Origin of the sequence: Janthinobacterium sp. NKUCC06_STL (assembly GCF_019345455.1) — a bacterium.
Lineage (GTDB): Bacteria > Pseudomonadota > Gammaproteobacteria > Burkholderiales > Burkholderiaceae_D > Janthinobacterium > Janthinobacterium rivuli.
Map to the genome: position 1 here is coordinate 117,090 of NZ_JAHKQY010000001.1, position 17,411 is coordinate 134,500.

At 63.3% G+C, this 17,411-nt stretch carries 19 protein-coding genes; 7 read left to right on the plus strand and 12 right to left on the minus strand.

Features of this window, described 5'->3' with window-relative positions; translation table 11 throughout:
- The first annotated feature begins 39 nt into the window (after positions 1 to 39).
- The 4 genes from KO539_RS00530 (at position 40) to KO539_RS00545 (ending at position 2,353) form a co-directional block, all read left to right on the plus strand.
- Positions 40 to 381 (plus strand): hypothetical protein, encoded by a 342-nt coding sequence (locus KO539_RS00530; protein ID WP_219306888.1) that lies wholly within the window; start codon positions 40 to 42, stop codon positions 379 to 381.
- A 201-nt stretch (positions 382 to 582) separates the two neighbouring features.
- Positions 583 to 1,596, plus strand: coding sequence for a serine hydrolase (locus tag KO539_RS00535; RefSeq protein WP_219306889.1), 1,014 nt, complete (start codon positions 583 to 585; stop codon positions 1,594 to 1,596).
- A gap of 115 nt (positions 1,597 to 1,711) precedes the next feature.
- Positions 1,712 to 2,053 carry a hypothetical protein gene (locus KO539_RS00540; protein WP_035820017.1) on the plus strand — a complete coding sequence of 114 codons (342 nt, stop codon included), beginning with the start codon at positions 1,712 to 1,714 and terminating at the stop codon, positions 2,051 to 2,053.
- Positions 2,054 to 2,098: 45 nt separating this feature from the next.
- A complete protein-coding gene (locus tag KO539_RS00545) occupies positions 2,099 to 2,353 on the plus strand; it encodes a hypothetical protein (protein WP_219306890.1) in 255 nt (84 codons plus the stop codon).
- Between the two features lie 61 nt (positions 2,354 to 2,414).
- On the opposite strand, the gene KO539_RS00550 is transcribed toward KO539_RS00545, so the two are convergent.
- The 6 genes from KO539_RS00550 to KO539_RS00575 form a co-directional block, all read right to left on the minus strand.
- Positions 2,415 to 2,972 carry a fasciclin domain-containing protein gene (locus KO539_RS00550; protein ID WP_219306891.1) on the minus strand — a complete coding sequence of 186 codons (558 nt, stop codon included), beginning with the start codon at positions 2,970 to 2,972 and terminating at the stop codon, positions 2,415 to 2,417.
- A 150-nt stretch (positions 2,973 to 3,122) separates the two neighbouring features.
- Positions 3,123 to 4,568 (minus strand): efflux transporter outer membrane subunit, encoded by a 1,446-nt coding sequence (locus tag KO539_RS00555; RefSeq protein WP_219308521.1) that lies wholly within the window; start codon positions 4,566 to 4,568, stop codon positions 3,123 to 3,125.
- A gap of 44 nt (positions 4,569 to 4,612) precedes the next feature.
- Positions 4,613 to 7,813: an efflux RND transporter permease subunit gene (locus KO539_RS00560; RefSeq protein WP_035820025.1), complete on the minus strand. Its 3,201-nt coding sequence runs from the start codon at positions 7,811 to 7,813 to the stop codon at positions 4,613 to 4,615.
- A 2-nt stretch (positions 7,814 to 7,815) separates the two neighbouring features.
- Positions 7,816 to 9,060 (minus strand): efflux RND transporter periplasmic adaptor subunit, encoded by a 1,245-nt coding sequence (locus tag KO539_RS00565; protein ID WP_176388503.1) that lies wholly within the window; start codon positions 9,058 to 9,060, stop codon positions 7,816 to 7,818.
- A gap of 271 nt (positions 9,061 to 9,331) precedes the next feature.
- Complete coding sequence (locus tag KO539_RS00570) at positions 9,332 to 10,192, minus strand: alpha/beta hydrolase (protein ID WP_219306892.1); 861 nt, start codon at positions 10,190 to 10,192, stop codon at positions 9,332 to 9,334.
- On the minus strand, positions 10,189 to 10,374 hold the full coding sequence (locus KO539_RS00575; RefSeq protein WP_219306893.1) for a hypothetical protein: 186 nt from the start codon (positions 10,372 to 10,374) through the stop codon (positions 10,189 to 10,191). Before KO539_RS00575 ends, KO539_RS00570 begins: the two co-directional genes overlap by 4 nt.
- Before the next feature lie 175 nt (positions 10,375 to 10,549).
- On the opposite strand from KO539_RS00575, the gene KO539_RS00580 reads away from it, so the two are divergent.
- The 3 genes from KO539_RS00580 to KO539_RS00590 are packed head-to-tail and all read left to right on the plus strand — an operon-like array spanning position 10,550 to position 12,938.
- Entirely contained in the window at positions 10,550 to 11,512 is a 963-nt protein-coding gene (locus KO539_RS00580; RefSeq protein ID WP_219306894.1) for a LysR family transcriptional regulator, read from the plus strand.
- A complete protein-coding gene (locus KO539_RS00585) occupies positions 11,509 to 12,486 on the plus strand; it encodes a D-2-hydroxyacid dehydrogenase (RefSeq protein WP_219306895.1) in 978 nt (325 codons plus the stop codon). The genes KO539_RS00580 and KO539_RS00585 overlap by 4 nt, the downstream gene beginning before the upstream one ends.
- Positions 12,483 to 12,938: a hypothetical protein gene (locus KO539_RS00590; RefSeq protein WP_219306896.1), complete on the plus strand. Its 456-nt coding sequence runs from the start codon at positions 12,483 to 12,485 to the stop codon at positions 12,936 to 12,938. Before KO539_RS00585 ends, KO539_RS00590 begins: the two co-directional genes overlap by 4 nt.
- A gap of 3 nt (positions 12,939 to 12,941) precedes the next feature.
- On the opposite strand, the gene KO539_RS00595 is transcribed toward KO539_RS00590, so the two are convergent.
- From KO539_RS00595 to KO539_RS00620, 6 genes are all read right to left on the minus strand, one after another.
- Complete coding sequence (locus KO539_RS00595; RefSeq protein ID WP_257626062.1) at positions 12,942 to 13,454, minus strand: DUF1993 domain-containing protein; 513 nt, start codon at positions 13,452 to 13,454, stop codon at positions 12,942 to 12,944.
- Positions 13,451 to 13,915, minus strand: coding sequence for a hypothetical protein (locus KO539_RS00600; protein ID WP_219306897.1), 465 nt, complete (start codon positions 13,913 to 13,915; stop codon positions 13,451 to 13,453). The genes KO539_RS00595 and KO539_RS00600 overlap by 4 nt, the downstream gene beginning before the upstream one ends.
- A gap of 89 nt (positions 13,916 to 14,004) precedes the next feature.
- On the minus strand, positions 14,005 to 14,880 hold the full coding sequence (locus KO539_RS00605; RefSeq protein ID WP_219306898.1) for a PHB depolymerase family esterase: 876 nt from the start codon (positions 14,878 to 14,880) through the stop codon (positions 14,005 to 14,007).
- Positions 14,881 to 14,952: 72 nt separating this feature from the next.
- Complete coding sequence (locus KO539_RS00610) at positions 14,953 to 16,176, minus strand: HAMP domain-containing sensor histidine kinase (RefSeq protein WP_219306899.1); 1,224 nt, start codon at positions 16,174 to 16,176, stop codon at positions 14,953 to 14,955.
- Positions 16,169 to 16,873: a response regulator transcription factor gene (locus KO539_RS00615; protein WP_219306900.1), complete on the minus strand. Its 705-nt coding sequence runs from the start codon at positions 16,871 to 16,873 to the stop codon at positions 16,169 to 16,171. The genes KO539_RS00610 and KO539_RS00615 overlap by 8 nt, the downstream gene beginning before the upstream one ends.
- Positions 16,873 to 17,409 (minus strand): GNAT family N-acetyltransferase, encoded by a 537-nt coding sequence (locus tag KO539_RS00620; RefSeq protein ID WP_219306901.1) that lies wholly within the window; start codon positions 17,407 to 17,409, stop codon positions 16,873 to 16,875. The genes KO539_RS00615 and KO539_RS00620 overlap by 1 nt, the downstream gene beginning before the upstream one ends.
- Positions 17,410 to 17,411 lie beyond the last annotated feature (2 nt).

Below are 17,411 nucleotides of genomic sequence, written 5' to 3' on the forward strand. Positions count from 1 at the left end.
TTCCCCACACAATCGCTTATCATTCGCCAGGAAAACACAATGAAAAAAGTTATCGCCACCCTCATCGCCGGCCTGTTCGCAACCGCAGCCTTCGCCCAAACCCCTGCCGCTCCGACAGCATCGGTTCCAGCCAAGGCGGAAGCTGCCCACACGAAAGCCGTGGTCAAGGCTGAAGCCAAGGAAACCAAGGCCGTCGTGAAAGCCGATGCAAAAGAAGCGGCCGTCGTCGCCGATGCAAAAGCAGACGTGGCCAGCGCCAAGGCCGACGCCAAAGTCACCAAGGCCAAGGCCCATCACAAGGCAAACAAGGCGAAAGTAAAAGCGGATGCGGCGAAAGCGGCGGAAACCGTTCCGGCAGCACCGGCAGCGCCAGCGAAGTAAGCGCGAACGACGCCACGCAAGCGCATCCGCCGGGTCTGCGCTTGCGTGGCCACTTCGCCCGCATTCCCAGGGACAGCTTCGGCTGTCCTTTTTGCATGGCGCGCCTTCATGCAAACTTCAGCGAACAAAGCAGCTTGTGCACGACAAAGCGGCGCAGATGGTGGACACTGGCACTCCAACCATCGCCGCGAAGCCTATTCCATGCGCCACCTGCTGCTGATTACCGCCCTGTCCCTGCCTTGCGCCGCCAATGCGCAAAACGCCCCCACCGCCCTCGAGCAAGTCCTGCTCGCCCAGGACCATGACAGCCATGGCGACTTGCGCGCCGTCGTCGTGCTGCGCAATGGCGCCATCGTCGCCGAACGCTATTACAACGGCGAGACGGCCGATACCCTGCACGACATCCGCTCGGCCGGCAAGAGCATCACCGCCCTGCTGGTGGGCGCGGCCGTGGCGCGCGGCCAGCTGGCGACAACAAAAACGGTGGGCGCCTACTGGACCGAAGTCGCCGGCAGCCCGGCGGGCAAGGTTGTCCTCGACGACTTGCTGACCATGCGTTCGGGCCTGGCCGCCTTCGATGAGGACGAGCAGTCGCCGGGCAATGAAGACAAGCTCGATGAGGCATCTGACCCCGCCGCCTTCGTGCGTGGCGTGCCGGCTGCAACAAAGCCGGGCAGCATCTACCGCTACAACTCGCTGGGGTCGTACATCGCCGGACGCGTGGTGGAAAACGCCAGCGGCGCCGATCTGGAAGATGTCGCCGCCAAGGTACTGTTTGCGCCACTGGTCATCACCCGCTGGAGCTGGGGCCGCGACGTGGCACACCATCCGAAAGGCCAGGGCAATCTGTCGCTGCGCGCGCGCGACACGGCGAAAATCGGCCAGATGGTGCTCGACGATGGCGTAGTTGACGGCAAGAGGGTGATCGACGCGGCCTGGCTGCACGCCGCGCTGGCGCCGCGCGTGGCCATCGGCGCCGTGGATCGCTACGCCGACAGCTACGGCTATTTCTGGTATGCGAAGACGCAGGACATCGCAGGACAAAAGATCGCCGTGCATTTCGCCTCGGGCAATGGCGGCAACAAGATCTATGTGATACCCGCGCGCCGCATGGTGGTGAGCATCGCCTCCAGCGCGTATGGCAAGGCTTATGGGCAGCGCCGTTCGGAAGACATCCTGAAGGCGATTCTGAAAGCGGATGCCACGCAGATGTAAGCGTTTGTAATGGCCGTCAACGCATGCGTCCCGGGGCGCGTTTTATGCTCAGTGATACGGGAATCATCCCGGCACCAACAGACATACCAGACAAACCACCACTGAGGACTGCACCATGAAAAAAGTAATTGCTACCCTGATCGCCGGCCTGTTCGCAACCGCAGCCTTCGCCCAAACCCCGGCAGCACCTGCGGCAGCTTCGGTACCCGCCAAAGTGGAAGCGGCCCACACCAAGGCCGTCGTGAAAGCGGACGCCAAGGAAGCGCAAGCCGTCGTCAAAGCGGATGCCAAAGAAGCGAAAGCAGTCGTCGCCGCGAAAACGGAAGTCGCCAGCGCCAAAGCGGAAGCGGCCACCACAAAAGCCAAGGCACATCACAAGGCCAAGAAAACCAAGGCCAAGGCTGACGAAAAGCTGGCATCGGCCACCGCTGAAGCCGCACCTGCAGCAGCCAAGTAATTCATTTTCACTGCATCAACCCGAAAAAACACCAAGGATATCATCATGAAAAAAGTCATCGCCACCCTGATCGCCAGCCTGTTCGCCACCGCCGCTTTCGCCCAGACGCCAGCCGTCGCGCCAGTCGCTCCAGTGGCACCGATTCCTGTCGTCGCCCCTGTCGTCAAGGCCGAAGCGCCAGCGGCAGCAGTCAAGCCAGCGGCGCACAAGAAAGCCAAGCATCACAAGGCGAAGAAAGCCGCTCCAGCAGAAAAAGCAGCACCGGCCACACCTGCAGAACCAGCAACGCCAGCCAAGTAATCAGCACGATGCAACATGAAAAGACAGGGTTTTCCCTGTCTTTTTTTTCGCCCGTGTTCGCTTATTTTGGCATCAGCACCGAGTCGATGACATTGATCACGCCATTCGACTGGTACACGTCATAGGTGCTGATGTTGGCGCTGTTGCCGCCCTCGTCCATCACCACGATGTTATGCATGCCGTTCATGGCGAACATCAGCTTGCCGCCGCTGGCCGTGGGCAAGGTGGCTTTACCGTCATGCATCTTGATTTCCCTGGCCAACGCCTTGAAGTCGTATTTGCCGGGCACCACGTGGTAGGTGAGAATTTTCGTCAGGGTCGCCTTGCTTTCCGGCTTGACCAGGGTCTCGACGGTGCCGGCCGGCAGCTTGCCGAAGGCCGCATTCGTCGGCGCGAACACGGTAAATGGGCCCTTGCCTTTCAGGGTATCGACCAGGCCGGCCGCCTTGACGGCAGCGACCAGGGTCGTGTGGTCGGCCGAATTGACGGCGTTGTCGACGATGTCCTTGGACGGATACATGCTCTGGCCACCGACCATGGTCGCCATGTCGGCGGCAAACGGGGCGCTGGCGGCCAGCATGGATGTAATGAACAGTGCTGCGGGAACGAAGGTGCGCATGATGGTATCTCCTGGATGACGGCGTTTGCGTGATTGCAGGAGTATTTACGCAGCCGGTCCGCAAACGGATTCAACTCGCTGAAAACAAAAAAACGGCGCCGTGCAAAGCACGACGCCGTTTTCGACAGGCTTATCGCCGAAGGCAGGAAACTAGTTGGCCGCGACCTGCGGCTCCGTTTCGCCCCAGCCGCCGCCCAGGGCGCGGATCAACGCCACCGTGGTGACGGCGCGGTTGCCGCGCAGCTGCACGGCGTTACGCTCGATGGCCGCCAGGTTGCGCTGCGCGTCGAGCAGGTCCAAGTAGCTGGAACGGCCCGCGTCGTACAGCTTTTGCGCCAGGTCGGCCGAGCGGCGCGCCGAGACGACGGCTTCGTCGATCTGCTGCGTCTGGCCCGACAGGATGCGCAAGCCGGCCAGGTTGTCTTCCACCTCGGCGAAGGCCACCAGCACGCTCTGGCGATACGTCGCCACCGATTCTTCCAGCTGCGCTTCGCTGCGGCTCACGGCTGCCTTGTTGCGGCCACCGTCGATGATCGGCATCGACATCAAAGCGCCCAGCAGCCAGGAGCGGCTGCTCCACTTGAAGATGTCCGAGAAGGTATCGGACGCGCCGCCGCCGGAAGCGTTCAGGCTCAAGGCCGGGAACATGGCCGATTTCGCCACGCCGATGCGCGCATTCGACGCTTCCATGGTGCGCTGCGCCGACGCGATGTCGGGACGGCGTTCCAGCAGGGACGACGGCATGCCGGCCGGGATCACGGGCAGGAAGCCGCTATCCTGCAGCGGGTTGACGGTCGCCGTGAAGCTGGCGGCCGGTTTGCCCAGCAGGACAGCCAGCGCATGTTCGCTGGTGGCGCGCTGGCGCTGCAGGCCGATGGCTTCGGCGCGCGTGGTCGACAGCTCCGTGCGGGCACGCGACAAATCGAACTCGCCGATGTCGCCCAGGTCATAGCGGCGCTGGTTCACGTGCACGCTTTCCTCGCGCAGGCGCACCGTCTGTTCCAGTGTCGCCAGTTCGGCATCCGTGGCGCGCAGCTGGAAGTACGTCTGCGCCACGTCGGCCTGCAAGGACAGCAGCACCGAGCGGTACGTCGCTTCCACGGCCAGCGCATCGCTGCGCGAGGCGCTGACGTTAGCTGCCACCCTGCCGAACAGATCGACTTCGTAGCTGGCCGTCAGGTTGGCCTGGTAGACGTTGGTCGCCGCCACCGGCGCGCCGTTCGGCAAGCCGAGCGACACGGCGGAAGCGCGGTTGCGCTGGCCGCCCACGTTCACGCCCACTTGCGGGATGCGGTCCGCTTCGGCGATGCCGGCAATCGCCCTCGCCTGCTTGACGCGGGCGGCGGCGACGGCCAGGTTGGCATTCGCTTGCGTGGCTTCGTTGATCAGGCTCGTGAGGGCCGGATCACTGAAGGCCAGCCACCACTCGCCGCGCGCCTGGCGCTCGGCTGGCACGCCCTGCTTCCAGCGCGTGCCATCGGCCGCCGTCTGCACGGCGGGCAAGGTTTGCGCTTCCTTGAACGCGGCCGGCGTCTCGATCTGCGGCTGTTTGAACTCCGGCGCCGCGCAGGCGGCCAGCAGGACTGCGGTAGCCATGGCGCTCAAGACGGGCTTGACGCGCCAGATGATTTCCTTGGTTTTCAATATATATCTCCTTCCAGATCCAGCGCTGGCGCGGCGACAGGCTTGGCGGCAGCGGTGGCTGGTTTTTTCTCAAAACGCTGCGCCAGGGTGCGCAGCAGTACGTAGAACACGGGCGTCAGGAACAGGCCGAAGAAAGTCACGCCCAGCATGCCGGCGAAGACCGCCACGCCCATGGCATGGCGCATTTCCGAACCGGCGCCGTTCGAGAACACCAGGGGCACCACGCCCATGATGAAGGCGATCGACGTCATCAGAATCGGACGCAGACGCAGACGGCACGCTTCCAGCGCCGCTTGCACGACGGTGCGGCCATGCTCTTCCAGTTCGCGGGCAAATTCCACGATCAGAATCGCATTCTTCGACGCCAGCCCCACCAGCACGAACAGTGCGATCTGGGTAAACACGTTGTTGTCGCCGCCCGTCAGTTTCACGCCCAACAGAGCACACAGGATCGACATCGGTACGATCAGGATCACGGCCAGCGGCAATGTCCAGCTTTCGTACTGGGCGGCCAGCACCAGGAATACCAGCAGCACGCACAGCGGGAAGACGTAGATCATCGTATTGCCGGACAAGATGTCCTGGTAGGTCAGCTCCGTCCACTCATACGAAATCCCCTGCGGCAGCACTTCCTTGGCGATGCGTTCCAGCGCGGCTTGCGCCTGGCCGCTCGATACGCCAGGTGCTGCGCCGCCATTGAAGTCGGCTGCGGCATACGCGTTGTAGCGCTGCACGCGGTCAGGACCATAGCTGTCCTTGACGCGCATCAGCGACGACAGCGGGATCATTTCGCCCTTGTCATTGCGTACCTTCAGCTGCGCGATATCCTGCGCATGCGAACGGAACGCCGCATCGGCCTGCACGCGCACCTGGTAGGTACGGCCAAACTGATTGAAGTCGTTGACGTACAGCGAACCGAGGTTGATCTGCAAGGTCTGGTAAATCGTTTGCAGCTGCACGCCCATCTGCTTGGCTTTCACGCGGTCGACGTCGGCGAACAGCTGCGGCACGTTGATCTGGTAACCCGAGAACACGCCCGCCAGTTCCGGCGTCTGGTACGCTTTCGCGGCCAGTGCCTGGGTGGCGTTGTACAGCGCGTCGTAACCGAGGTTGCCGCGGTCTTCGATCATCATCTTGAAGCCGCCGATGGTGCCGAGGCCGTTGACCGGCGGTGGCGGGAAGACCATGATGAAGGCGTCCTGGATACCGCCCAGGCGCTTGTTGATCTCGGCCGCGATGGCGCCGCCCGACAATTCCTTGCTGGTACGCTCGTCGAACGGTTTCAGGGTGGCGAAGACGATACCGGCGTTCGGCGCATTGGTGAAATCGTTGATCGACAGGCCGGGGAAGGCGATGGTCGATTCGACGCCAGGCACCGACTTGATGACGTCCGACATGCGGCGCACGACATCTTCCGTGCGGTCCAGCGAGGCGGCGTCAGGCAATTGCGCAAAACCCACCAGGTATTGCTTGTCCTGCGCTGGCACGAAGCCGGCCGGCACGGACTTGAAGGTGAAGATGGCGGCAACGACCAGCAGCGCATACACGCCCAGCGAAGCGCTCTTGCGGCCCAACACGCCTTTTACGCCCGCTTCATAGCGGTGCGAAGCGCGGCCGAAGAAGCGGTTGAACCAGGCGAAGAAGCGGCCGAAGACCATGTCCATGCCGCGCGTCAGTGCGTCTTTCGGCGCGTCGTGCGGTTTGAGCAGCGCGGCCGACAGGGCTGGCGCCAGGGTCAGCGAGCTGAAAGCCGAAATCACCGTCGAAATGGCGATGGTCAGCGCGAACTGGCGATAGAACTCGCCCGACAAACCTGGCACGAAGGCGATCGGCACGAACACGGCGCACAGCACCAGGGCGATGGCGACGATAGGACCGCTGACCTCTTTCATGGCCTGGATGGTGGCGTCGCGCGGTGACAAGCCTTCCTCGATATTGCGCTCGACGTTTTCCACCACCACGATGGCGTCATCGACGACGATACCGATGGCCAGCACGAGGCCGAACAGCGACAGCGTGTTGATCGAGAAGCCAAAGCCCAGCATCACGGCAAAAGTGCCGACGATGGAGACGGGAACGGCCAGCAGCGGGATGATCGATGCGCGCCAGGTTTGCAGGAAGATGATCACCACCAGCACCACCAGGGCAATCGCTTCGAGCAGGGTATGGATCACGGCTTCGATGGACGAGCGCACGAACTGCGTCGGGTCGTACTCGATGCGGTATTCCACGCCTTGCGGGAAGTCTTTTTTCAGTTCGTCCATCTTGGAGCGCACGTCGGAAGACAGTTGCAGTGCGTTGGCGTTCGGCGCTTCGAAAATACCCATGCCGACGGCCGGATTATTGTTCAGCAGCGAACGCAGCGAGTAGCTGTTGGCGCCCATTTCCACGCGCGCCACGTCTTTGAGGTGCGTCACGGCGCCGTCGGCATTGGTGCGCACGATGATGGCGCCAAATTCCTCGGGCGTCTGCAGACGGCCCTGGGTGTTGACGGTCAGCTGGAAGTCCGAGTTCTTCGCTGGCGAGGCGCCGATCACGCCGGCAGCCACCTGCACGTTCTGCTCGCGGATCGCGTCGACGACGTCATTGGCCGTCATGCCGCGCGCCGCCACTTTTTGCGGATCGAGCCAGATGCGCATGGCGTAGTCGCCGGCGCCGAAGATCTGGATGTCGCCCATGCCGGGCAAACGGGCCAGCTGGTCCTTGACGTTCAGCACCGCGTAGTTACGCAAATACATGTCATCATAGCGCTTGTTGGGCGAGACCAGGTGCACCACCATGGTCAGATTCGGCGACGATTTCACCGTCGTCACGCCGATCTGGCGCACTTCCTCGGGCAGGCGCGGCAAGGCGCGCTGCACGCGGTTCTGCACCTGCGTTTCGGCCTGCTCGACGTTGGTGCCGATCTTGAAGGTCACGGTCAGCATCATCGCGCCATCGGACGTGTTTTGCGAGGACATGTAGAGCATGTTCTCGACGCCGTTGATCTGCTCTTCGAGCGGCGCGGCCACGGTTTCGGCGATCACTTTCGGGTTGGCGCCCGGGTACTGCGCGCGCACCACCACGGATGGCGGCACGACGTCGGGATATTCGGAGATGGGCAGGCCGAAAATCGACAGCAGCCCGGCCACGAATATGACGATCGACAGCACCGCCGCAAAAATCGGCTTGTCGATGAAAAAGCGGGAAAAGTTCATGTTTATTCCTTGGAAGTCGATGCTGCTTTCGCGGCGATCTTGGCGTCTTTTGCTTCAGGTTTCGCGGGGGCGGCAGGCGCGGTCGGATCGAAATCCATGGCCACCATCTGCGGCGTCACCGGGGCGCCGGGGCGCACGCGCTGCAAGCCGTTGACGACGATCTTCTCGCCCGCCTTCAAGCCTTCGCGCACCACGCGCAAGCCGTCCGAGGTCGGGCCCAGCTTGACGGCGCGGTATTCGGCCTTGTTGTCGGCGCCCACCACGTAGACGTATTTGCGACTCTGATCCGTGCCGACGGCGCGGTCGCTGATCAGCAGCGCCGTGCTTTGCGCCTGCGGGCCGTTGCCGCCATCGAGCTGGATGCGCGCGAATAGGCCCGGCACCAGCTGGCGCTCGGCGTTGGCGAAGGTGGCGCGCATGCGCACGCTGCCCGTCGCCGGGTCGAGCTGGTTGTCGACGAATTCCAGCTTGCCTTCATGCGGGAAGCCCGTTTCATTGGCCAGGCCGACCTTGACGGTGACGGGCGTGCCCTTTTGCGCCGTGCCGGCCACGCGCAGATACGTATCTTCATCGCCGTCGAAGCTGGCGTAGATGCGGTCCGTCGACACCACCGAGGTCAAAATGGCGGAGGCGTCGATCAGGTTGCCGACGGTGATTTCCGCCTTGCTGACGCGGCCGCTGATCGGCGCCTGCACCTGCGTGTACGACAGGTTCAGCTTGGCCGCTTCATACGCGGCTTGCGCCGAGCGTGCATTCGCGTCCAGCTCTTTCAGGCCCGACGCTTTTTCGTCGAATTCGCGCTGGGCGATGGCTTTTTCGGCCAGCAGCTTTTCAGCGCGCGACAGTTCCAGCTTGGCCAGTTCCGCCTTGGCGCGGGCCGAGGCAGCCGTGCCTTCGGCGCGCGACACTTCAGCCTGGAATGGGCGCGGATCGATGACGAACAGCACGTCGCCCTTTTTCACTTCGCTGCCCGGCTTGAAGTTGACGGCCGTGATGAAGCCGCCGACGCGCGAGCGGATTTCCACGCGCTCGATCGCTTCCAGGCGGCCCGAGAATTCCTGCGTTTCCGTGATCTGTTTTTCAACGACGGCGGCGGCCGAGATGGGCGGGCCGCCGGCCGCTGGCGCGTCGGGCACCTTGCTATTGGCCGAATCGCAGCCAGCCAAGCTCACGGCCACCAGTCCGGCCAGCGCGAGCGAGGCAGCCAGGGGCTTCAGCAGAGTGGAAAATTGTTGAACGTTTTTCATTTTATTTCCCTGTTTTATGAAAATTTCTAATGGTATGGGCGGCAGGAAGCAACCCAACTGAAAAAGTGAATGGTGGTGCCATGGCGCCCGACGGCGCTCGATCAAAGGTAAACAGGCCGCCAGCTGTTTAAAAGCGGACGGGGACGACAAAGCTGGCTGTGCGAGCGCACAACTCAGGCAAGATGGGAACTACACTGCATAGTGTAGCAACCGAAACTCAAAAAGTAAACTGATTAGTGTAAGTTTTTTTGCAGTGCCGCAGATGGCGGCGTCATGACTCGGGCTCCTGCCCCAGTCCAGCGACAAAGCTGGCGATTTCACTCAATACCTGCACTTTGCAGGCACACTCATTGCGGGCGGTAGCGTCTTGCAGCGGCGCGGCGGCCATGCGCCGCACGGTGGTCTTGATGCCGCAAGCGATCAATTTGCTGCCGTATTGTTCAGCCTCGTCGCGCAATGGGTCGTCTTCACTGGACAGGATGAGCGCCGGCGGCAGGTTCTTCAGACGGCTCGACTGCAATGGCGACGCGTACGGATGGGTACGGTCAGCGGCATTCGGCAGGTAGCCGCGGTAGGCGGCGGCGCACTGGTCCGCCACTTCCGCCAGGTCAGGACAGGTCGGCAAGTTGCGCATCGAGCAGGTCGACAGGCCGGGGTCGAGCATGGGCATGATCAGCACCTGGCCCGCGAGGGGCGGTCCGCCCCGGTCGCGCGACATCATGGCGCACACGGCGGCCAGGTTGGCGCCCGCTTCAATGCCCGACACCACCATCTGCTTGCCCGTCCAGCCCAGCTTGGACTTGTTCTTTTTTGCCCACAGCAGCACGGCATGCGCGTCTTCCACGGCGGCGGGGAATGGCCGCACCTTCGCCAAGGTGTAGTTCGCGGCCAGCACCACGTGGTCGGGGTTGCTCAGCACGAGGCAGCGCAGGAAGTCGTCCGCATCGTCCAGGTCGCCGGCGACAAAGCCGCCGCCATGGAAGAAGACGATCAGGCTCGACTGCCTGGCGCCCGGCACGCCGGCCGTGTAGACGCGTGCGCCGAGCGCATCCTGCGCGCCCTGCACCTGGATGTCGCGTATCTTCAGCGCCTGGCCAGGTGCCAGTTCGGCCGTGGTGTCGGCAACGCTCATTGCGCCACCACCGGCTGCACCGCAACATCGAGTACCGTGTCGTTCAGGCACAACAGGGCGGCGCCGCCCACTTCATGGGTCAGGGCGCTATACCCGCTGGCTTCGCTTTGCGCCGCCATCGAGTATGCATCCGTCGATACCATCGCGGCCAGAGCGAGCGAGCTCATAGCGAGAGCGAGCACTGCAAAGATTCCATTCCGATGACCCATGATATTTCTCCTGTTGTACTGCCTGCGGCATCACATTTATGCTGCAGTACAACAACTATAGACTTGATCTACAATCTGATAAAGAGTGCAATGACGAATTGATTGTTCAGGATTCTGAATAATCACGGATAAAGTGATAGGAATTCAAGTGAACAAGCTGCAAGCAATGGAAGTTTTCATCCAAGTCGTCGATGCGGGCGGCTTTACGCGCGCGGCGGAAAACATGCAGCTGCCGAAAGCCACCGTATCGACCCTGATCCAGTCGCTGGAAGCGAGCCTGTCGGTGAAGTTGCTCAACCGTACCACGCGCCACGTCAGCATCACGTCCGACGGCGCCGCCTATTACGAACGCTGTGTGCGCATCCTGTCGGACGTGCGCGAGGCCGAGGAATCGCTGTCGCGCACGCGATTGAGCCCCAGCGGACGCCTGCGCGTGGATGCGCCCACGGCCCTGGCCAGCGAACTGATCATTCCCGCCCTGCCCGATTTTTTTGCCCGCTACCCGGACATTTCGCTGGAACTCGGCTGCAGCGACCGCCCTGTCGATCTGATCGAGGAAGGCGTCGACTGCGCCGTGCGCGGCGGCGAATTGGGCGACCTGAACCTGATCGCGCGCCGGGTCGGCGTGCTGCATTTCATGACGTGCGCCTCGCCCGGCTATCTGGCGCACCACGGCACGCCGCTGCATCCGGACGACCTGCCCCGCCACCGCGGCGTGAATTTTTTCTCCGCCAAGACCGGTAAAACATTTGACTGGGATTTCACGCGCGCCGGCGAACGCATCCAGGTTGCCATGCCCAGCCATATCGCCCTGAACGATTCGAATGCCTACTCGGCCGCCGGCCTGGCGGGCTTGGGTATCGTGCAAATGACGCATTTCATGCTTGCGCCGCTGATAGAACAGGGCAAAATGGTGGAATTGCTTGGCGAATGGGAATCCGACCCGCTGCCCATCCACGTGATCTATCCGCCCAACCGCCATCTGTCCGCCAAGGTGCGCGTGTTTGTCGAATGGGTCGCCGATATGTTTACCAACCACCCGGCCACGCAGCTCAAGGGCAAGAGCAGTCCCGCGAGCGCGCGCGCCAACCTGACCGAGGTCCAGCCATGACCGTAGCAAGCACATCGCCGCACCCGCACCGCATCGTCTTTCTTGACCGTGACAGCCTGATCGCCAACGTGCGCCCGCCCGCCTTCGCGCACAGCTGGGAAGAGCATGCGCACACCAAGGGCAGCGAACAGACGGTGGATCGCCTGCAAGACGCCACCATCGCCATCACGAATAAAGTACCGTTGCGCGCGGCCGAGCTGGCGCAACTGCCCAGGCTCCAGATGATCGCCGTGGCCGCCACCGGCACGGATATTGTCGACCTGGCCGCCTGCCGCGAGCGGGGCATCGTCGTGGCGAATATCCGCGACTATGCGCGCGCCACCGTGCCCGAACATACACTGGCCCTGATGCTGGCCCTGCGCCGCCAACTGGTGGCCTACCGCGCCGATATTGAAGCTGGCCTGTGGCAGGCATCGGACCGCTTTTGCCTGTTCGGCCACCCGATCCGCGACCTGGCCGGCAGCCGTTTGGGTTTGCTCGGCTACGGCGCGCTGGGCAAGTCCGTTGCCCAGCTGGGGCGCGCCTTCGGCATGCAGGTGCAAGTCCACAACCGTTCACCTATCGATGAGGACGGCGTCACGCAAGTGAGCTTCGATGAATTGCTGGCCACTTCCGACGTGCTCAGCCTGCACCTGCCCTTGACGGACACCACGCGCAACATCATCGGCGCGCAAGAACTGGCGCGCATGCAGCCGACGTCGCTGTTGATCAACACGGCGCGGGGCGGCCTCGTCGATGAAGCGGCGCTGGCCCAGGCATTGACGCAGGGCGTGATCGCCGGCGCCGGTTTCGACGTGCTATCGAAGGAGCCGCCGCTGCCCGACAACCCGCTGTTAAATTTGCGCCTGCCCAACTTCATCCTCACGCCGCACACGGCCTGGGCCAGCGGCGAAGCCATGCAAAAGCTGGCGGACATCCTGATCGGCAACGTGGAAGCGTTCGAACGCGGTGCGCCGACGAACGTGGTGGCATGAGCGTCTTGCAGGAACTCGATGAACTGCTGTGCAGCGACGACGAGGACTACGACCGCCTCGACCTGTTTCACGAAGCGGACGAGCTGATCGGGCAGTTGCGGACGGCCGACGTGCCGGCGCTGCTGGGGCTGTGGCCTGCGCGCGAGCTATCCTGGCAGCAACGGTTCACGCAAGCGAGCACCGGCATTGACGGCGCCGCCCTGCGCGCCCTGCTGGCCGGTTTGCTGCAGATAAAGGAGACGCCGTACGGCGTGTTCGAACTGATGTCGCGCCTGCCGCCCGTGGCCGACACCTCTGCGCTCAGCGAGGCGTTGCTCGATTACGCCGGGCAAGCCTGGCATGCGAACCAGGCGCGGCAGCGCCAAATCCAGATCAGTTGCTGGAGCTGCGGGCTGTCGGGTCGATTATTGAAGCGGCTCGGTTTGCCGTCTTGGAGGGAAGCGGGCTTGTAGGAACTACGGCGCGGCAGGCCGCTCAAAGCTGAATCCCGGCGCATACGCGTGATAGCCGTCGAAATCGCCCTTGCCGATGGCGGCACCTTGGCTGCGGGCGATCGCATACGCCATGCTGAAGTGAAAGTAGAAATTCGGCAGGATATATAAATTCAAATACTCGTCGGCGGGCAGCGCGATGTCGGCAAAGCCGGCGCGGTCGCGGCAGATGCGTTCGGGCTGCCCGTCAAAACGTTCCACCGGAATGTCCTTGAGGTAGCGCATGGTTTGTGCGATCTGCTCCTGCAGACTGGCGGCGGCGCTGAAATCGGCCACCTCCAGCCCCGCCAGCGGGCAGCAGCCGCGCAGGGAAAAACTCACGGCCGCGCGCACTTGCTGGGCGAATGGCAGCATGTCCGGGTGCAAACGCGCCGCCAGCAGTTGCGGCGCCGTGCCGGTCTTGTCGAGCATCGCGGAAAGCTGCGCCAGGGAACGGCAAAAGATGGCGGCGGGGTTGATGTGCATCGCGTCCATCATGCCAAGCCATCCTGCTCGGCGACCTTCTTCAGCACACGGATCAGCCGGCGTTCATGGCGGCCCACGGCGGCCCAATCCCAGGCGTCGGCCGGGCCGAATGCCGGGTAATGGCGCTGCCATTTTTCCGCGCGCTTCTGCGAATTGACGCTCACATGCGAGTCCAGGCCCTTGCCGCTAGACAAGCGCAGGTACACGCGGATGACGCCCCAGCCTTCGCAGACGTAACGATACGTGAGGCCACCGCACTGGGCCGGGTCGAGGGCGATACGGCGCGGGGCAAAGTGCCCGGCCATGTCCGGGTAATGCACGGCCAGGAGCACGTCGCTAGCCCCTTCCGCTTCCAGCCTGGCCGCATACGCGCACAGCTCGGCAGGCGAGTGGAAATGCAGCGTTTCCCGTTCCGCCTCCGAATACACTTCTGCCACGGCCGCGCCGGGCTTGGCGAAGATTGCCTCGGCCATGGCCGCGATACCTGCTGTTGATAATCCCACTGTGCCTGCCTTTCCTGTTGCCTGATGGTTACGCCATGCGCCGCCATCCTAGCATGGCGTCAGCGCCGATGGCGGCTGAAAAACGCCCACATCACCTCATTCGCATCGATGGCGCGCGTGGTCTTGCCGATGGGCAGGCCGATATTGAAGGCATCGGCGCCCGGCCACGTGTGGCCGCCGTCCTTGACAGTGAGCAAGGCCACCTGCTGCGCGCCATTGCCTTGCGCCATATGCGTCACTTGCGTATCGTCACCTGGCACGGCGGGGATCAGACGCGCCGGTGGCACGGCGCCGTCGATGCCGTTGTGCTTGCGCCAGTAATCGAAGGTGCCTTGGGCCGACAGGTAGCTGGCGGCCTTGCCCTCAAACAGCACGACCTTGTCGGCCGTGCCCTGTATCAACAGCATGCCGACCTTGTCCGTTTTCTGGTGATGCTGCACCACGGGTTCCGGCATGGGCGCGCCCACCGAGGCGACGGCGGCGAACTGCTGCGGCAGCTCGGCCGCCAGGCGCAGGGCAAAGAAACCGCCGCGCGACAGACCCGTCGCATAGATCCTTTTGTCATCGATGCGGTAATCCTGCTTGAGTTTACTCAATATCGCTTGCGTAAAACCGACGTCATCCGTGCCCGCCAGGTAATCCATGCCGAAGCCCACGTTCCAGTCCTGCTTGATGCCTTGCGGATATACAACGATGAACTGGTGCCGCTCGGCCGTCCTGTTCATCTGTGTGTACAGCATTTGTTCCGCCATGCTCATGCCGCCGCCATGGAAATTGAAGACGACGGGAAAGGCTTGCTGCGGCTGGCTTTGGTAAGACGGCGGCGTGTAGACGATGTAGCGGCGCTTGTCTTCCTTGTGCTGCAACGATTGCACCTGGGCCAGCACGGGCGTGGAGAGGCAGGACAGGAGCAACAGGCTGATGGCGATTTTCATGGGCTTCCCTTCAAGTAAAAGAGCAGCCAGCATAAGCAGGGGCAGGTGAAATCGCGGTGAAATCCCGTGACTTTATTGCGCCTGAACAGGATGGATGGCGACACGGTAGCGCGTCGCGCCGGGGTGGAAAACAATGTCCCAGCGCATGGCTTGTGCCAGGCGCAGCAGCAGGTTCTGGCCATGCGCGAAACCGTGGATGCGCCGAGGCTGTCCCGGCGACACGGTATTCTCAATGCTGAGGCAACCTTGCGCAAACGCAATGCTGATGCGGCAATCTGGACCGCCATGGAACAGGGCATTCGCCAGGCAATTATTGATGAGCAACATGACCAGTTGCGGGTTGCCAACCACGTCCAGCCGCTCGGGCAAGTCCAGGCTCAGCAGGCTGGCATCCCAGGGATGGTCGTCGAGCAGGCGCAACAGGCATTGCTCGATGCAGCCGCGCAATTCCACCGCTACGCCCGGCAACTGTTCCGCCCGTGCCAGCGCGAACAGCACGTCGATGGTGGCGCGCATTTCGTCCGTGGATTGCCGCAGCTGCGCCTGCTCCTGCCCGCCCAGGGGCTGCGCCTTGGCCAGCGCCAGGGTGTTGTGCATCAAGGTCAGCGGCGTGCGCAATTCATGGCTGACGTCGCGGGTGAATGCCTGTTCGCGCTGCAACACCGCCTGCAGTTCGGCAAAGGTGGTTTCCAGGCGGCGCGCCAGGAAACCGATCTCGTCGGGGCGGTCGCGCTCGCTGAAATGGACGGCGCTGCCGGGCGCCAGTTGGCGCGCTTCCTGGGCCAGGCGCTGCAAGGGCAGCACCAGGCGCCGCGCCAGCCAGTACGCCAGCAGCAAGGCCAGGGCGATCAGCGCCAAGGCCACGCCAGCGACGACACCACCCACTTCCCGCGTCAGGCGCGACACGACCAGCACGGGCGCCACGTCGGCCAGCAGATAGCTGCGCCGGGGCTGGCCAGCGGCAACGAGGTCCAGCGCCAGCACGTGATAATGCTGGCCCGTCGTGGTAAACACTTCGCCGCGCGGGGCAGACGGCGGCACTTGCGCACGCACCGCTTGAGGCAAGTCAAGGTAACTGCCATAAACCGTGATGAGGTCGCTGCCAGACGGCGTAAGCTTGCCGTGCTGCTGCCAGCGCATGCTGACGGCCGCCGCTTCGCGTTCGAGCAGGCGCTGCACCAGCATGTCTTCCGTCACGTAGGCGATCACCAGCACCAGGCCCGTGTAGCATAGGCACAGCAGGACGGCGAAGCCGGCCAGCGCAGCGAACAGACGCTGCCGGATTGACTTAACCATCGCTGGCCGCCGCATCGAAGACAAGGCGGTAGCCCAGCTGCGGTATGGTCACCAGCGCGCCTGCCGCGCCAGCTAGTTCCAATTGCTTGCGCAGCGCATAGATGTGCGATTTCAGGGCGTCGCTGTCAGGCGGCTGGCTACCCCATAGCTGTTGCAGCAAGGCCGAGCGCGACACGGCGTGCGGATGCTCGCGGCACAGCAGCAGCAAGATTTTAAAACCCGTCTGCGTCAGCGGCAGCGGTACGTCGCCGAGCAAGGCGCGCCCTGCGCGCGTCTGCAAGGTGAAGGGGCCCACGCGCATTTCCTGGTGCACATGCAGCTGCTGCCGGCGCGCCAGCGCTTCGCAGCGCAAGGCCACTTCGCGCAAGTCGAACGGCTTGGTCAGGTAATCGTCGGCGCCGTCGCGAAATCCGCGCGCCTTGTCTTCATACGCATCGCGCGCCGTCAGCATCAAAATCGGCACATTGCTGGGCGCCCCCGCCTTGATGGCGCGGCACACTTGCAAGCCATCGATGTCGGGCAGGTTCAGGTCCAGCAGCACCACGTCATAGCTGTTGCGCGTGGCCAATTGCACTGCCAGCGCGCCCGTGCCCGCATGGTCCGTCTGCCAGCCCAGGCCGTCGAGGAAGTCGAGCACCTGGCGCGCGATGGCCAGATGGTCTTCCACCAGCAGTATGCTCAAGGAAAGTTTATTCATCACACGCCGGCAATGCGCGCGTACAGCCAGAAATTGCCGGATCTTCCGCGAATTTGCCGGTAGCAGCGCAGATAGCCTTCCCGCTCGAAAGCGCAGCGTTCCAGCACGCGGATCGAACGTTCATTGCTATCGAGCACAGTCGCCTGGATGCGCAGGAAGCCAAGGCGCTGAAAGCCCCACTCCACGACGGTCGCGGCGATGGACGCGGCCACGCCCTGTCCCCAGACGGCGGGCGCCAGGTCATAGGCGATTTCGGCCGTGCGATGCTGCGGGGAAATGGCATTGAAACCGATCGTGCCCACCAGCCGGCCACCCTCGCGCAGCACGACGGCCAGGCGGATGGAGGAAGACGCTTCGGCCGATGCGTAATCATCGAAATTGGCCTGCAGATCGTCGACGCAACGCAAGTTCCAGCTCGTGTGTTCCACGACAGCAGGGTCGGCCAGGTAGGCATACCAGGCGAGCGCGTCGCGTCGTTCCAGGTGGCGCAAGGTCACCAGGGGATGGCCGGAAACGGGTAAATCAACAACTTTCATTG

Bases quoted from the DNA above. Each gene is read 5' to 3' on its own strand.
- KO539_RS00590 (WP_219306896.1), top strand. From the start codon at position 12,483: ATGAGCGTCTTGCAGGAACTCGATGAACTGCTGTGCAGCGACGACGAG.
- KO539_RS00615 (WP_219306900.1), bottom strand. From the start codon at position 16,873: ATGAATAAACTTTCCTTGAGCATACTGCTGGTGGAAGACCATCTGGCC.
- KO539_RS00540 (WP_035820017.1), top strand. From the start codon at position 1,712: ATGAAAAAAGTAATTGCTACCCTGATCGCCGGCCTGTTCGCAACCGCA.
- KO539_RS00530 (WP_219306888.1), top strand. From the start codon at position 40: ATGAAAAAAGTTATCGCCACCCTCATCGCCGGCCTGTTCGCAACCGCA.
- KO539_RS00620 (WP_219306901.1), bottom strand. From the start codon at position 17,409: ATGAAAGTTGTTGATTTACCCGTTTCCGGCCATCCCCTGGTGACCTTG.
- KO539_RS00610 (WP_219306899.1), bottom strand. From the start codon at position 16,176: ATGGTTAAGTCAATCCGGCAGCGTCTGTTCGCTGCGCTGGCCGGCTTC.
- KO539_RS00555 (WP_219308521.1), bottom strand. From the start codon at position 4,568: ATGGCTACCGCAGTCCTGCTGGCCGCCTGCGCGGCGCCGGAGTTCAAA.
- KO539_RS00565 (WP_176388503.1), bottom strand. From the start codon at position 9,060: ATGAAAAACGTTCAACAATTTTCCACTCTGCTGAAGCCCCTGGCTGCC.
- KO539_RS00570 (WP_219306892.1), bottom strand. From the start codon at position 10,192: ATGAGCGTTGCCGACACCACGGCCGAACTGGCACCTGGCCAGGCGCTG.
- KO539_RS00560 (WP_035820025.1), bottom strand. From the start codon at position 7,813: ATGAACTTTTCCCGCTTTTTCATCGACAAGCCGATTTTTGCGGCGGTG.
- KO539_RS00585 (WP_219306895.1), top strand. From the start codon at position 11,509: ATGACCGTAGCAAGCACATCGCCGCACCCGCACCGCATCGTCTTTCTT.
- KO539_RS00605 (WP_219306898.1), bottom strand. From the start codon at position 14,880: ATGAAAATCGCCATCAGCCTGTTGCTCCTGTCCTGCCTCTCCACGCCC.
- KO539_RS00600 (WP_219306897.1), bottom strand. From the start codon at position 13,915: ATGGCCGAGGCAATCTTCGCCAAGCCCGGCGCGGCCGTGGCAGAAGTG.
- KO539_RS00595 (WP_257626062.1), bottom strand. From the start codon at position 13,454: ATGATGGACGCGATGCACATCAACCCCGCCGCCATCTTTTGCCGTTCC.
- KO539_RS00545 (WP_219306890.1), top strand. From the start codon at position 2,099: ATGAAAAAAGTCATCGCCACCCTGATCGCCAGCCTGTTCGCCACCGCC.
- KO539_RS00550 (WP_219306891.1), bottom strand. From the start codon at position 2,972: ATGCGCACCTTCGTTCCCGCAGCACTGTTCATTACATCCATGCTGGCC.
- KO539_RS00535 (WP_219306889.1), top strand. From the start codon at position 583: ATGCGCCACCTGCTGCTGATTACCGCCCTGTCCCTGCCTTGCGCCGCC.